This is a genomic window from Streptomyces sp. DSM 118878, from assembly GCF_052936595.1.
In genome coordinates this window covers 7,043,225-7,056,708 of the sequence record NZ_CP193622.1, presented here as the reverse complement: position 1 = coordinate 7,056,708, position 13,484 = coordinate 7,043,225, and the positions used below count along the sequence as shown (strand labels likewise).

At 69.1% G+C, this 13,484-nt stretch carries 12 protein-coding genes; 3 read left to right on the top strand and 9 right to left on the bottom strand.

The window, feature by feature from the left end; all coding sequences use genetic code 11:
• Positions 1-350 precede the first annotated feature (350 nt).
• The 7 genes from ACRAKF_RS30995 to ACRAKF_RS30965 form a co-directional block, all read right to left on the bottom strand.
• The gene (locus ACRAKF_RS30995; protein WP_447040932.1) at positions 351-1,751 is read right to left on the bottom strand and encodes an 8-oxoguanine deaminase; all 1,401 of its coding nucleotides are present in this window, start codon (positions 1,749-1,751) and stop codon (positions 351-353) included.
• 49 nt (positions 1,752-1,800) lie between these two features.
• The gene (locus ACRAKF_RS30990) at positions 1,801-3,231 is read right to left on the bottom strand and encodes a nucleobase:cation symporter-2 family protein (RefSeq protein WP_447040930.1); all 1,431 of its coding nucleotides are present in this window, start codon (positions 3,229-3,231) and stop codon (positions 1,801-1,803) included.
• Between the two features lie 64 nt (positions 3,232-3,295).
• Positions 3,296-4,228, bottom strand: a complete 933-nt coding sequence (gene pucL, locus ACRAKF_RS30985; RefSeq protein ID WP_447040929.1) for a factor-independent urate hydroxylase — start codon at positions 4,226-4,228, stop codon at positions 3,296-3,298.
• 5 nt (positions 4,229-4,233) lie between these two features.
• Positions 4,234-4,641 carry a hydroxyisourate hydrolase gene (gene uraH, locus ACRAKF_RS30980; RefSeq protein WP_447040928.1) on the bottom strand — a complete coding sequence of 136 codons (408 nt, stop codon included), beginning with the start codon at positions 4,639-4,641 and terminating at the stop codon, positions 4,234-4,236.
• The gene (uraD, locus tag ACRAKF_RS30975) at positions 4,638-5,150 is read right to left on the bottom strand and encodes a 2-oxo-4-hydroxy-4-carboxy-5-ureidoimidazoline decarboxylase (RefSeq protein WP_447040926.1); all 513 of its coding nucleotides are present in this window, start codon (positions 5,148-5,150) and stop codon (positions 4,638-4,640) included. The genes uraH and uraD overlap by 4 nt, the downstream gene beginning before the upstream one ends.
• Before the next feature lie 189 nt (positions 5,151-5,339).
• A complete protein-coding gene (locus tag ACRAKF_RS30970; protein ID WP_447040924.1) occupies positions 5,340-5,717 on the bottom strand; it encodes a helix-turn-helix domain-containing protein in 378 nt (125 codons plus the stop codon).
• Positions 5,714-5,992, bottom strand: coding sequence for a thiamine-binding protein (locus ACRAKF_RS30965; protein ID WP_447040922.1), 279 nt, complete (start codon positions 5,990-5,992; stop codon positions 5,714-5,716). The genes ACRAKF_RS30970 and ACRAKF_RS30965 overlap by 4 nt, the downstream gene beginning before the upstream one ends.
• Positions 5,993-6,117: 125 nt before the next feature.
• Here ACRAKF_RS30965 and ACRAKF_RS30960 point away from each other — a divergent pair, with 125 nt between their 5' ends.
• The 3 genes from ACRAKF_RS30960 (at position 6,118) to ACRAKF_RS30950 (ending at position 9,621) form a co-directional block, all read left to right on the top strand.
• Positions 6,118-6,945: a TIM barrel protein gene (locus ACRAKF_RS30960; RefSeq protein ID WP_447040921.1), complete on the top strand. Its 828-nt coding sequence runs from the start codon at positions 6,118-6,120 to the stop codon at positions 6,943-6,945.
• An 88-nt stretch (positions 6,946-7,033) separates the two neighbouring features.
• A complete protein-coding gene (locus ACRAKF_RS30955; RefSeq protein ID WP_447040919.1) occupies positions 7,034-7,924 on the top strand; it encodes a 2-hydroxy-3-oxopropionate reductase in 891 nt (296 codons plus the stop codon).
• Positions 7,925-8,163: 239 nt separating this feature from the next.
• Positions 8,164-9,621, top strand: a complete 1,458-nt coding sequence (locus ACRAKF_RS30950; RefSeq protein WP_447040918.1) for a catalase — start codon at positions 8,164-8,166, stop codon at positions 9,619-9,621.
• Positions 9,622-9,974: 353 nt separating this feature from the next.
• Here ACRAKF_RS30950 and ACRAKF_RS30945 read toward each other — a convergent pair whose 3' ends face one another.
• Together ACRAKF_RS30945 and gcl are read right to left on the bottom strand one after the other, a co-directional pair.
• Positions 9,975-11,189, bottom strand: coding sequence for a Shedu anti-phage system protein SduA domain-containing protein (locus ACRAKF_RS30945; RefSeq protein ID WP_447040916.1), 1,215 nt, complete (start codon positions 11,187-11,189; stop codon positions 9,975-9,977).
• Positions 11,190-11,287: 98 nt separating this feature from the next.
• The gene (gcl, locus tag ACRAKF_RS30940) at positions 11,288-13,075 is read right to left on the bottom strand and encodes a glyoxylate carboligase (RefSeq protein ID WP_447042255.1); all 1,788 of its coding nucleotides are present in this window, start codon (positions 13,073-13,075) and stop codon (positions 11,288-11,290) included.
• Positions 13,076-13,484 lie beyond the last annotated feature (409 nt).

The window sequence follows — 13,484 nt, the reverse complement described above, 5'->3', positions numbered from 1 at the left end:
GGGGCGGAAGCTTCTCGTCGACCGGGTGCACGGGTGGAGGTATGGAGGCTTCGCCGTCGCTGTCGGACGGCTCCGGGGTGGTGCCCTGCTTGGTGAACCTGGGCTGAGTGGCCACTGTGGCTCCTCCGGTTGTTTTCCAGTACCGGCTGGACACCGGCGCTTTTCGCTTCTGGGAGGTGGTGCGTGGTGCGGGGAACGCTCGGTATTCGGTTGTGGGAATGCGCCCAGGTAGTGCTGACCGCCCCGGGAACGTGAAGCTTTGGGCCACGTTCCCGGGGCGGCACTTGAGCAGCCCGCTCGGCTGCTCAAGTCCGGTCGGGGGCCGTCCCCCCCGACCGGAGTTCTCGTTGTCAGCTCCCGGCGGCGATCCGCGCGAGTCGCTGCGCCTCGTCCCGCGTGGAGCGGGCTATGGCGTCCTCGTCGGCGTGGAGCAGGCGGCCGTTCTCGACGACCGGTTCACCGTTGACGAGGGAGAGTGTGACCGGGGCCGCCGCGCCGAAGACGACGGCGGTCACCGGGTCGGCGATCGAGGCGTGCCCGATGCCGTCGATCTTCCAGAGGACGAGGTCGGCGAGCTTGCCGGCCTCCAGGGAGCCGATCTGCGTGGCCCGGCCGAGGACTTGGGCGCCGCCGTAGGTGCCGAGGCGCAGGGCCTGGCGGGCGTTGAGCGCGGCTTCCCTGTGCGCACCGAGGCGGTTGATCAGCAGGGCGTTGCGCAGCTCGGTGTGGAGTTCGCCGGACTCGTTGGAGGCGGTGCCGTCGACGCCGAGGCCGACGGGGACGCCCGCCCTCAGCATGTCGGGGACGCGGGCGATGCCGGCCGCCAGGCGCGCGTTGGACGAGGGGCAGTGGGCCACGCCCGTACCGGTGCGGGCGAAGGCGGCGATGTCGGAGTCGTTCATGTGGACGCAGTGCGCCATCCACACGTCATCGCCGAGCCAGCCGGTCGACTCGAAGTAGTCGGTCGGGCCCATGCCGAAGAGCTCGTGGCAGAACTTCTCCTCCTCGACCGTCTCGCTGCCGTGGGTGTGCAGCCGTACGCCCAGTCGGCGGGCCAACTCGGCGCCCTGCTTCATGAGTTCGGTGGACACGGAGAACGGCGAGCAGGGGGCCACGGCCACCTGCGTCATCGCGTCGTAGGACGCGTCGTGGTGCCGCTCGACCGTCTCCTCGGTCGCGGCGAGCGCCCCCTCCAGGGTCTCCACGGCGAAGTCCGGCGGCAGGCCGCCGTCCTTCTCGCTGCGGTCCATGGAGCCGCGGGCCAGGGTGAACCGGACGCCCATCTCGGAGGCGGCGCGGATGATCGACCCGGAGAGGTCGCCGGAGCCGCGGGGGAAGACGTAGTGGTGGTCCATGGCGGTGGTGACACCGCCGCGGACCATCATGCCGAGGGAGCCCTGCGCGGCGGCGTACGTCATCTGCTCGTCGATGCGCGCCCACGTCGGGTACAGCGCCGTCAGCCAGTTGAACAGGTTGTGGTCGGTGGCCAGGCCCCGGGTGATCCACTGGTAGAAGTGGTGGTGGGTGTTGACCAGGCCGGGGGTGACGAGGTGGCCGGTGGCGTCCACGCGGCGTATGACGCCCTGAAGGCCCTCGGGGGCCTTTCCGGCGCCGATGGACTCGATCCGGTTGCCCGCGACGACCACGTACCCCGAGGCGTACTCGGTGTCGTGGGCGTCGACCGTCGCGATGGCGGCGTTCTCGATGACGAGGCGCCGGACGGCGCCTTCCTGGGGTGCCGATGCTGCCATGGTGCTTCCTCTTCTACTCGTGGCGCTGCGATGCGGGCACGGCATGACCCTAGGAAGATTTGAGTGCCGCGGCCGAGGAGCCACGGGTGCCGAGATGGTGGAAGAACAGGTTGAGCGAGACGGCGACCAGTGCGCCGGCGCTGATGCCGGAGCCGAGGACGGTCTGCGCCCAGGCGGGGAACTCCGCGTAGAAGGTGGGCGCGGCGAGCGGGATGATGCCCGCTCCGAGCGACACGGCCACCAGGATGATGTTGGAGCTGTCGTCGAGGCCCGCCTCGGAGAGCGTACGGATGCCGCTGACCGCGATGGAGCCGAAGAGGACGATGCCCGCGCCGCCGAGCACCGGCATGGGGACCACGTTGACGACCGCGCCGAGCACCGGGAAGGCGCCGAGGACGATGAGCGCGCCACCGGCGACGGCGACGACGTAGCGGCTGCGTACGCGGGTCAGCGAGACCACGCCGACGTTCTGCGCGAAGGCGGAGGTCGGGAAGCCGCCGAAGACGGGGCCGACCAGGGTGGCGATGCCGTCGGTGCGCAGCCCGCGGGTGATGGTCCTGCCGTCGGTCCTGCGCTCGCAGATCTCGCCGAGGGCGAGCATGCCGGCCGAGGACTCGGTCATCAGGACCAGCATCACGATGCAGAGCGAGAGGATCGCGGCGGGCTGGAAGGTGGGCGCCCCGGAGGCGAACGGCGTGGGCAGCGCGGCCAGCGGCGCGGACTGCACGGAGGTGAAGTCCGCCATGCCGAACGGGATGGCGGCCAGCGTGCCGATGAACATGCCCGCGAGCAGGGCGACTTGCTTGAGGAAGCCGCGGCCGAAGCGCTGGAAGACCAGGATCACGACGAGCGTGAAGGCGGCGAGCGCGAGGTACTTCATGTCGCCGAAGGTCGGGTCGGTGTCGTCGCCGCCCTGCGCCCACTTCACGGGCACGGGCATCAGCGTGACGCCGATGAGGGTGATGACGACCCCGGTGACCAGCGGCGGGAAGAAGCGCAGTAGCCGGCCGAAGAAGGGGCCTATGACGAGGCAGAAGACACCGGCGACCATCACCGCGCCGTAGATGGCGGGGAGTTGCCCGCCCTTGGCGTTGGTCTCGGCGATGGCGAGGATGGGCGCGATGCCCGCCGAGGAGGCGGCGTTCACGAACGGCAGGCGGTTGCCGACGAAGCCCTTGACCCCGAGGGTCTGAAGGATGGTGGCGAGACCGGCGATGAGCAGTCCGGCGGCGATCAGCCGGGTCTGTGCCACGGTGTCCAGGCCGCAGGCCTGGCCGATGATCAGCGGAGGGGTGACCACGCCCGCGTACATGGCGGCGATGTGCTGGAGCGCGGCGGGGACGAGCCGCGAGGGGTGGAGCTTCTCGTCCACCGGGTGACAGTCGAGGGCTGACGCGTCTTTCGTCGGCTCCGTTCCCGCTGTCATCTCCGATGGGGTGGAACACGGGCCTTCTGCCGGCCCCGATGCAGGCTGTGCCATTGCTGTTCCCTCCGGTGTGGCGCGCCCCCGCCCGCTGCGGTGGGGCGGGGGCGCGCGTCCCGCGTCAGAGGTTGGTCATGTCGACCGGGATCTTCGGCTCGACGCCGTCCCGCAGGATGGTGGCCTCGATGAGGCCGTAGGGGCGGTCGGCGGCGTAGTAGACGGCTCCGTCCTTGGCCTCGTTGTCGAGGCCGAAGGGCGAGAGGTCCTGACGGAAGTGGTGCTTGTTGGGCGCGGAGAAGCGGATCTCGTCGATCTCGCTGCGGTTGTTGATGACCCGCGAGCCCATCTGGTAGAGCGTCTGCTGCAACGACAGCGAGTAGGTCTCCACGAAGGCGTGCAGGATGTGCTTCTTGGCCTGCTCGTACGACCGCTCCCAGCTCGGCATGCGCTGCTCGTCGCTGGTCCAGTTGTGCCGCCACCAGGTGGACAGGGAGGTGGCGAGGATGCGGTCGTAATCCTCCTTGAGCGTCGTGTACTTGTCCTTGATGAAGCCCCAGAACTCCGAGTTGGTGCTGTTCATCACGGTCAGGTCCTTCAGACCCGAGAGGACCTCGAACTTCTCGCCGTCGTAGGTGATCTGGGCGAGCCGCGTCTCCTGGCCCTGGCGGACGAAGGAGTGGTTGACCTCGTCGGCGCCGATGAACTTGGCGTTGCTGTCGGAGCCGCCGATGCGCGCCCAGGAGTACTCCTCGATCCGGATCCGCGCGCGGTGGATCGAGGGCTGGCTGTCCACGAAGTGCCGGGCGAGGTGGATGCCGTACTGCTCGGCGGAGTCGATGCCGTACTCCTTGGCGAACGCGAAGCAGGTGTTCTTCGTCGTGTCCGTCGGCAGGCAGTTGGCGTTCGAGCCGTTGTAGTGGACGTCGTCCAGGTCGCCGGAGAGGGCGACGGAGACGTTCAGGTCCTTGATGTGGTGGGTGTCGCCGTCCCGCGTGATCTTTACGACCCGGTTCTCAGCCTTGCCGTACTGGTTCTGTCCCAGAATGGTGGGCATGTCTGCTAGCTCCCTCGGTAAACGGAGTAGCCGAACGGGTTGAGCAGCAGCGGTACGTGGTAGTGCTCGCCCGGCGTGACGGCGAACGTGATCGCCACCTCCGGGAAGAACGCTCCGGTCGTGCCGCTGTCCCGATTCGCGGGGGCGTCCTGCTGCGCCTCGGCTTGCTGGTTCTTCGACTTCAGGAAGTACGCCTCGGTCTCGAAGTCGAGGCGTACGTGGGTGGTGCCCTCCGGCAGCGCCGGCAGGTCCTTGCAGCGTCCGTCGGCGTCGGTCGCGCTGCCGCCGAGCTCCTGCCACTTCTCGCCGGAGCCGCTGCGGGCCGACAGGGAGATGGCGACGCCCGCGGCGGGGCGTCCGACGCTGGTGTCCAGGATGTGCGTGGACACCGAGGCGGTGGTTTCCGTACTCATGCTGATTCCTGTTCCAGGAGGCGGGTCAGACGGATGCGGTTGATCTTGCCCAGTTCGGCGCGGACGATTTCCCGCTCCTGCTCGGGCGAGCTGCCGATCCGTTCCTTGACCGCGTCCCGCATCTGCTCACCGGTGCGGCCGGTGGCGCAGATCAGGAAGACGTGACCGAACTTCTCCTGGTAGGCCAGGTTCAGTTCGAGCATCTCGGCCTTGAGCTCCTCGGAGGCGCCGGCCATGCCCCGCTGTTCACGGGACGAGGTCGGGTCTCCCGGCTTCGGGCGGCCGATCGGCGGATGCCCCGCCATCGCCTCGGCGAGATCGTCCGCGGTGAGCTCCGCCATGGCGGCGTCGCTCGCGGCGAAGAGGGCTTCGACGGTGGCGTAGGGGCGCTGGGCGAGCAGTCTGCTCCCCCACGCCGAAGAGGCACAGGCCTCATGGAGGGCGGCGGTGGCCGCGGCCTCCGGCAAGGCATTGAACCGGGCGATGCCCGGCGTCTTACTCGAAGTCACGGGAGCCTCCGTGGCCTTGTGCTGGACGGGCTGCGGAACAGCTAAGACCTTGAAGAACACGGCGTCAACAGTTTGTTGAAATAACTTGAACAAAGAAGCCGCCACCCGGCTGGACGGGTGACGGCTCGGCCGCGCAGCGTGATCGCGCGGCGGGGGACGGACGTGGATCATTCGTGGGACGGACGGGGATCATTCGCCCTTCGCGGCGCTCTCCCTGTTCAGGTAGTTGTAGACGGTGAAGCGGGAGACGCCGAGCGCGCCCGCGACCGTCTCGACGCCGTGCCGCACGGCGAACGCGCCGCGCGCCTCCAGAATCCGCACGACCTCCTGCTTCGCCTTCCGGTCGAGCTCGGCGAGGGGCCGGCCCCGCTTGCGCTCCAGGGCGAGCAGGATGTGGTCCAGGGAGTCGGCGAGCTGCGGCAGCTTCACGGCCACCACGTCCTCGCCCTCCCAGGCCAGGACCACGTCGTCGGCCCCCGCCTGGTCGGGCGGCATCATCGTGCCGCCCATGGCGTCCACCAGCGGCTTGACCGCGGTGACGAAGGGGTCGTCCCCGAAAACGGTCACTTATCCGCCTCCCCCGGCTCGCGCGGCTCCCCCGGTTCACCGATCACGTTGACCTGGAGCGAGACGCGGGTGGCGCCCGCCCCCAGGGTCTGGCGCAGCATCGCGTCGACGGCGGTCAGGACCGCGTCGACGTCACCCTCGGCCGTGTTGCCGAACGGGCCCACGTCGACGGTGTCCAGCGGGGCCTTCTGGATCACCTCACGGGCCACCAGGGCATGGGGCGGGGCCTCGTCGAGGTCGAACGGTTCGGTCGTGAACTCCACTCTCAATCGCACGCCGCCAACCTACTGCCGTCGGCTGAATTTTCGGCAGGGCCCTCTTGACAGCTTCCGTGGACGACAGGCACTCTTCCATCAAGCAGAAATGAACTTCCGCAATACGGAAGGAGCGCGGAAGCCCCATGGGATACTCCGACCAGCGCTTCAATGTGAACCTGTCGATCCTCTTCACCGAGCTCCCGCTCCTGGAGCGCCCCGCGGCCGCCGCGAAGGCCGGCTTCGGCGCGGTCGAGCTGTGGTGGCCCTGGGTCGACGCCCCCACCCCCGAGCAGTCCGAGCTCGACGCCCTCAAGCAGGCGATCGAGGACGCGGGCGTCCAGTTGGTGGGCCTGAACTTCTACGCCGGCCAGTTGCCCGGGCCCGACCGCGGCGCCCTCTCCGTGCCCGGCGAGGAGAGCGAGAAATTCCGCGCCAACCTCGCGGTGGCCGCCGACTTCGCGAAGTCCCTCGGCTGCACGGCGCTCAACGCGCTGTACGGCAACCGCGTCGACGGAGTGGACCCGGCCGTCCAGGACGAACTCGCCCTGGAGAACCTGGTGCTCGCCGCCCGAGAGGCCGACCGCGTCGGCGCGATCCTGCTGATCGAGGCGCTCAACGCGCCCGAGTCGCCCAAGTGCCCGATCGTGAGCGCCCCCAAGGCGATCGAGATCGTGGACAAGGTGAACGCGGCGAGCGGGCTCGGCAACGCGAAGTTCCTCATGGACCTGTACCACCTGTCCATGAACGGCGAGGACCTGCCCTCGGTCATCGAGCGGTACGCCGCCAAGACCGGGCACGTGCAGATCGCGGACAACCCCGGCCGCGGCGCGCCCGGCACGGGGTCGCTGCCGCTGGAAGCCCTGCTCGACCAGCTGCACGCCGCTGGATACGAGGGGTGGGTCGGCCTGGAGTACAAGCCGGGCGACAGGCCCAGCGCGGAGGCCTTCGGCTGGCTGCCGGCTGGGAACTAGCCGCCTCTTCGCGGCGATTTCCTCCCACCCACCCGTTCGCCCCGCGGCTGACTCCGCGACGTAGGAACGCAGTTAGAAAGGCACCCTCATGAGCAACCTTCCCAAGATCGCGTGGATCGGCCTCGGCATCATGGGCTCCCCCATGTCCGAGAACTTGATCAAGGCGGGTTACTCCGTCACCGGTTACACCCTGGAGCAGGACAAGCTGGACCGGCTCGCCGCCGCCGGCGGTACGGCGGCGAAGTCCATCGCCGAGGCCGTCGGGGACGCCGACGTCATCGTCACGATGGTGCCCGCCTCCCCGCAGGTCGAGGCCATCGCGTACGGTCCTGACGGCATCCTGGAGAACGCGAGGTCCGGCGCGCTGATCGTCGACATGTCGTCGATCACCCCGCAGACCTCCGTGGACCTGGCCAAGGCCGCGAAGGACAAGGGCCTGCGCGTCCTGGACGCCCCGGTCTCCGGCGGCGAGGCGGGCGCCATCGAGGCCGTGCTCTCCATCATGGTCGGCGGCGACCAGGCCGACTTCGACGAGGCCAAGCCGCTCCTCGACGCGCTCGGCAAGACCATCGTGCTGTGCGGTCCGCACGGCTCGGGCCAGACCGTCAAGGCCGCCAACCAGCTCATCGTCGCCGTCAACATCCAGGCGTGCGCCGAGGCCGTGGTCTTCCTGGAGAAGTCCGGCGTCGACCTGAAGGCCGCGCTCGACGTGCTGAACGGCGGCCTCGCGGGCTCGACCGTCCTGACCCGCAAGAAGGACAACTTCCTGAACCGGGACTTCAAGCCCGGCTTCCGGATCGACCTGCACCACAAGGACATGGGCATCGTCACCGACGCCGCCCGCAACGTGGGCGCCGCCCTGCCGGTCGGCGGGGTGGTCGCCCAGCTCGTGGCCTCGCTGCGCGCCCAGGGTGACGGCGGCCTCGACCACTCCGCCCTGCTGCGCTCCGTCGAGCGCCTCTCGGGCGCCGAGCTCTAGCCACCGGGCTCCCCCTGAACTTCCGGGCCGTGGCGGCGCTGACACCTGTCCTGTCGCGCCCAGGCGCCGCCGCGGCCCGGAACCCTTGTCACCCTTGCCGCACCGCTCTTGGATCGCGGCTCGTGCAACACCCACCAAAAACTTCAACAAACTGTTGACGTAGCTGCTCAGGGCTCCATACGCTCCCGAACACCGTCACCAGTCGAAGCAGTTCCGTATGGAAGGTCAACCTCGCCACCATGTCGAAGCGTGTGCTCACGACCGAGTCCGGCGCCCCCGTCGCCGACAACCAGAACTCCGCCACCGCCGGCATTGGTGGCCCGATCCTTCTCCAGGACCAGCACCTCCTGGAGAAGCTCGCCCGCTTCAACCGTGAGCGCATCCCGGAGCGTGTCGTGCACGCCCGCGGCTCCGGCGCGTACGGCTACTTCGAGGTGACCGACGACGTCACCGGCTTCACCCACGCCGACTTCCTGGGTGAGATCGGCAAGCGCACCGAGGTGTTCACCCGCTTCTCCACCGTGGCGGACAGCCTCGGCGGCGCGGACGCGGTCCGTGACCCGCGCGGCTTCGCGGTGAAGTTCTACACCGAAGAGGGCAACTACGACCTCGTCGGCAACAACACCCCGGTGTTCTTCATCAAGGACCCGATCAAGTTCCCCGACTTCATCCACTCCCAGAAGCGCGACCCCTTCACGGGCAAGCAGGAGCCGGACAACGTCTGGGACTTCTGGGCGCACTCCCCCGAGGCCACGCACCAGGTGACCTGGCTGATGGGTGACCGCGGCATCCCCGCCTCGTACCGTCACATGAACGGCTACGGTTCGCACACCTACCAGTGGACGAACGCGCAGGGCGAGGCCTTCTTCGTCAAGTACCACTTCAAGACGAACCAGGGCATCCGCAGCCTCTCCGCCGAGCAGGGCGCCGAGCTCGCGGGCAAGGACGCCAACAGCCACCAGACCGACCTCCTCCAGGCGATCGAGCGCGGCGTGAACCCGTCCTGGACGCTGCACGTGCAGATCATGCCGGCGGCGGAGGCGGCCGATTACCGCTTCAACCCGTTCGACCTCACCAAGGTGTGGCCGCACAAGGACTACCCGCTCCAGCGCGTGGGCCGTCTGGTCCTCGACCGCAACCCGGACAACGTGTTCGCGGAGGTGGAGCAGGCCGCCTTCTCCCCGAACAACTTCGTGCCCGGCATCGGTCCGTCCCCCGACAAGATGCTCCAGGGCCGCCTGTTCGCCTACGCGGACGCGCACCGCTACCGCCTGGGCGTCAACCACACCCTGCTCGCGGTGAACGCGCCGAAGGCGACGAAGGCCGACAACTACGGCCGCGACGGTCTCATGGCGTCCAACGCCTACGGCCGTGACCGCAAGAACTACGAGCCCAACTCGTACGACGGTCCCGTCGAGACCGGCCAGGCCCTCTCCGCCCCGCTCGCCGTCCACGGCCACACGGGCACGCACGAGGCCCCCGCCCACACCAAGGACGACGACTTCTTCCAGGCCGGTGAGCTGTACCGCCTGTTCTCGGAGGACGAGAAGGCGCGCCTGGTGGCGAACATCGCCGGCGGCCTCTCGCAGGTCTCCCGCGACGACGTCATCGAGAAGAACCTCGCCCACTTCCACGCCGCCGACGCCGACTACGGCAAGCGCCTCGAGGAGGCCGTCCGCGCCCTGCGCGAGGACTGAGGCGCTACAGCTTCACCGGGGGCCGACGGGAGGTCGGCCCCCGGTGTTGAGCCCGACCCGTGTCACGCACCCGGATGAGGGGTGGTACGTGGCGCCGTCGGGCAGGCCGGTCCGCGGCGGCTCTGCGAGCCAGTGCGGTGGTGAAGGGCCGCGGCTTCCCTCTCGACCTGAGAGAGGGGACCCCACGGCCCGTCGCATCCGCCGCGGTCCCTCGCCCCTGGGCGTTGAGGCACCATGAACTCCGCCCGGCAGCGCGCATGCATGTTCCGCCAGTCGCGCGCGGTCGGGCGGCATCAACTCCACGTTTCTCACGGCCGGAGCGCCGGGTGCGGGCGGTCCCGTACCCGGCGCTCTCATGTGCCCGTGGGTCCGGCGAGTGAACGGTGGGCGTTGTCGATCAGCTCCTTGTAGGTGAGGACCTCGACACGGACGGTGTGGGTGTTGAACGTCCGCAGCGCGTCGTCGATCTCCTCCTCGGGCACGTCGGGTTGCAGGGCGGGGTGGCCGATCAGGACCAGCGCACTGGCTCTGCGCACCTCGATGCCGAACTCCTCGCGGATTTCACCGCGGTGCTCGTCCAGGCCCGTCAGGTAGTTGACGGCCTGCCCTACGGCGTCATGCACTCTGGCAGTGGGCACCCAGGCGTTGCGATACCGCTTGACCAGCGGCCCGTCGAGGCCCATGGCGCGCTTGAGCTCGACGATGTGCAGTGCGCCGTCGCCGCGCAGCAGGGGTATGTCCACCTCGTCACCGGGCACGAGGCGCCGTTGGGCGGCTTCGCCCACATAGCGGCCACCGAAGATCCAGGGCTGGCCCTGCAGAGCCCGCTGCAACTCGTGCTCGGATGCGCCGGGGTCCTCGACGACCGTGCGCAGCGCCTCCAGGCCGGCCGCCCGGCGCCGCAATTCCGCGGCTCGCAACAGGAGTTGCCCCTCGTCGTCGGAGGCCAGCAGCGCCAGTGCCTCCGGTGAGGTGACGATCTTCCGGGCGGCCTCGGCCGGGTCCTCCACGTCGACGCGGTCATCGCGCAGAATGCGCGCCAGCCAGAGCGCCGTCTCCGCCCGGCCGCGCGGGATGACGTAACGTCCCGGGCGGTCTTCGGGGGCCTCCATGAACCGGGTGTCCTCGCCCTGCGCCCGGAAGTGCTCCACCAGCTCCGCGGCGGTGGCGTCAGGCCGGTCCTTCAGATGCTCCTGGGCGGCGGACACCATCCAGTGATGGGTCGCCCACATCGTGTGCGCGAGGAAATCACGGCTGGTCTCGTTGCGCGCCCCGTCCTGGAAGAGTCGGTAGCGCTCCTCGAAGTCTTGCTGGAGGATGCGTCCCTCCGCATAGGCCAGTGAGTCGTGCAGTTGCCGGACGGCCTCCCACTCGCTCGCGCGCGCCGCCGCCTCCCGGGCCAGCGTCAGCAGCCGGGCGAGCTCCTTGCCGCCCCGGCGCTTGCTGCTCCGCCCGCCGTGCATGTGCGCCACCACGCCGGACACGGCCTCCCGCACCCCCTCGTCGGTGATGCCCTCGCTCACCGCGCGCAACTGCCACTCCAGCGCCATGTCCGCCCGTGTCGTCATGTCCGCCAGTGTGCCGCCCGGCACTGACAACGCCCCGCGTACGCGGAAGGGGCGGTCCACCCCCCTCGGGTGGACCGCCCCTGGCTTCGGCGGAGGTGTCAGACCTTCAGCGGGCGGATCGCCGTAGGCGCGTGCGCCGGCTCCGTCGCGATCTCCTCGAACTCCTTGACGGCGCTGATGTCCGCCGTCGGGCTCATGGAGATGTTCGTGATCCGCTCCAGGATCGCCTCGACGACCACCGGCACGCGGTGCTCCACCGCGAGCTTCTTCGCCTGCTCGAAGGCGTCGGCGAGGTCGGCCGGGTCGGTGACACGGATCGCCTTGCAGCCCAGGCCCTCGGCGACCTTGACGTGGTCGACGCCGTACACACCGAGTTCCGGGCTGTTCTGGTTCTCAAACTCCAGATTGACCTGGAAGTTGATGTCCAGGCCGATCTGCGCCTGGCGGATCAGGCCCAGGTAGGCGTTGTTCACGAGGACGTGCACGTACGGGATGCGGTGCTGCGCCCCGACCGCCAGCTCCTCGATCATGAACTGGAAGTCGTAGTCACCGGAGAGCGCGACGACCGGGGTCTCCGGGTCGGCCTTCGCGACGCCGAGCGCGGCCGGGATGGTCCAGCCGAGCGGGCCCGCCTGGCCGCAGTTGATCCAGTGCCGCGGCTTGTAGACGTGCAGCATCTGGGCGCCGGCGATCTGCGAGAGGCCGATCGTGGTGACGTACCGCGTCTCGGGGCCGAAGGCCTTGTTCATCTCCTCGTACACGCGCTGCGGCTTCATCGGCACGTTGTCGAAGTGCGTGCGGCGCTGGAGGGTCTCCTTGCGCCGCAGGTGCGAGGCGACCCACTGCGAGCGGTCGGGCAGCTTGCCCGCGGCCTTCAGCTCCTTCGCCACCTCGACGAACAGTTCGAGGGCGGCCTTCGCGTCGGAGGCGATCCCGTAGTCGGGGGCGAAGATCTTGCCGATCTGCGTCGGCTCGATGTCGACGTGCACGAACTTGCGGCCCTGCGTGTACACGTCCAGCTTGTAGCCGGTGTGACGGTTGGCCCAGCGGTTGCCGATGCCGAGGACGAAGTCCGACTCCAGGAACGTGGCGTTGCCGTAGCGGTGGCCGGTCTGCTGGCCGACCATGCCCGCGTTCAGGTCGTGGTCGTCGGGGATGGTGCCCCAGCCCATCAGGGTCGGCACGACGGGGGTGTTGGTGAGCTCGGCGAACTCGACCAGCAGATCGGAGGCGTCGGCGTTGATGATGCCTCCGCCCGCGACGATCAGCGGCCGCTCGGACTCCAGGAGGAAGCCGATCGCCTTCTCGATCTGGGCACGGGAGGCGGCCGGCTTGTAGACCGGCAGCGGCTCGTACGTCTCGGGGTCGAACTCGATCTCGGTCTGCTGGACGTCGATCGGCAGGTCGATGAGGACGGGTCCGGGACGGCCCGAGCGCATCAGGTGGAACGCCTGCTGGAAGATGCCGGGGACCTGCGCGGCCTCCAGGACGGTGACGGCCATCTTGGTCACCGGCTTGGCGATCGTCGCGATGTCGACGGCCTGGAAGTCCTCCTTGTGGAGCAGGTGCGTCGGTGCCTGGCCCGTGATGCACAGGATCGGGATCGAGTCGCCGATCGCGGAGTACAGGCCGGTGATCATGTCGGTTCCGGCCGGGCCCGACGTACCGATGCAGACGCCGATGTTGCCGGGGTTGGCGCGGGTGTACCCCTCGGCCATGTGCGAGGCGCCCTCGACGTGGCGGGCGAGGGTGTGGTCGATGCCACCGCCCTCCTTGAGCGCCTTGTAGAAGGGGTTGATCGCGGCGCCGGGGACGCCGAACGCGTTGACGACGCCTTCACGCTTGAGGATCTCAACTGCCGCGCGGACAGCGGTCATACGAGCCATGGGGTTCTCCTGCTTCGACAGCTTCGACAGCTTTTCTGCTGCCGGATACGGCTGGCGGATCCGGCTCCCGTCGCGCCCCGCGGTGAGCTTCTGTTTCCGCATTGTGGAAATAATGTTCTGCTATATGGAAGCAATGTAAGGGGGTTCGGCGAAGACCGTCAAGAGACGGCCGGTGATACGGCCGCGGAACGCGGTTGCGGGACACGGCCGTCGGCCGCGTGGAGTACGGCACCCCGGCTCTGCGCAATGTGCGTAACGCGCCTCACGCGGAGCCCTCCGGGTGGAGGATGGGGGGACGGCTTATGGCGTACGGCGGGCGGTACAGCCGCGGGCGTTACAGGGCGGGCGTTACAGGGCGGGCTTACGTGGCGGGCGGTACAGAGCGGGCGGTGGAGACGATGACGGCAGG

Bases quoted from the DNA above. Each gene is read 5' to 3' on its own strand.
- ACRAKF_RS30995 (WP_447040932.1), bottom strand. From the start codon at position 1,751: ATGGCAGCATCGGCACCCCAGGAAGGCGCCGTCCGGCGCCTCGTCATC.
- ACRAKF_RS30990 (WP_447040930.1), bottom strand. From the start codon at position 3,231: ATGGCACAGCCTGCATCGGGGCCGGCAGAAGGCCCGTGTTCCACCCCA.
- pucL (WP_447040929.1), bottom strand. From the start codon at position 4,228: ATGCCCACCATTCTGGGACAGAACCAGTACGGCAAGGCTGAGAACCGG.
- uraH (WP_447040928.1), bottom strand. From the start codon at position 4,641: ATGAGTACGGAAACCACCGCCTCGGTGTCCACGCACATCCTGGACACC.
- ACRAKF_RS30960 (WP_447040921.1), top strand. From the start codon at position 6,118: ATGGGATACTCCGACCAGCGCTTCAATGTGAACCTGTCGATCCTCTTC.
- ACRAKF_RS30955 (WP_447040919.1), top strand. From the start codon at position 7,034: ATGAGCAACCTTCCCAAGATCGCGTGGATCGGCCTCGGCATCATGGGC.
- ACRAKF_RS30950 (WP_447040918.1), top strand. From the start codon at position 8,164: ATGTCGAAGCGTGTGCTCACGACCGAGTCCGGCGCCCCCGTCGCCGAC.
- ACRAKF_RS30945 (WP_447040916.1), bottom strand. From the start codon at position 11,189: ATGACGACACGGGCGGACATGGCGCTGGAGTGGCAGTTGCGCGCGGTG.
- gcl (WP_447042255.1), bottom strand. From the start codon at position 13,075: ATGGCTCGTATGACCGCTGTCCGCGCGGCAGTTGAGATCCTCAAGCGT.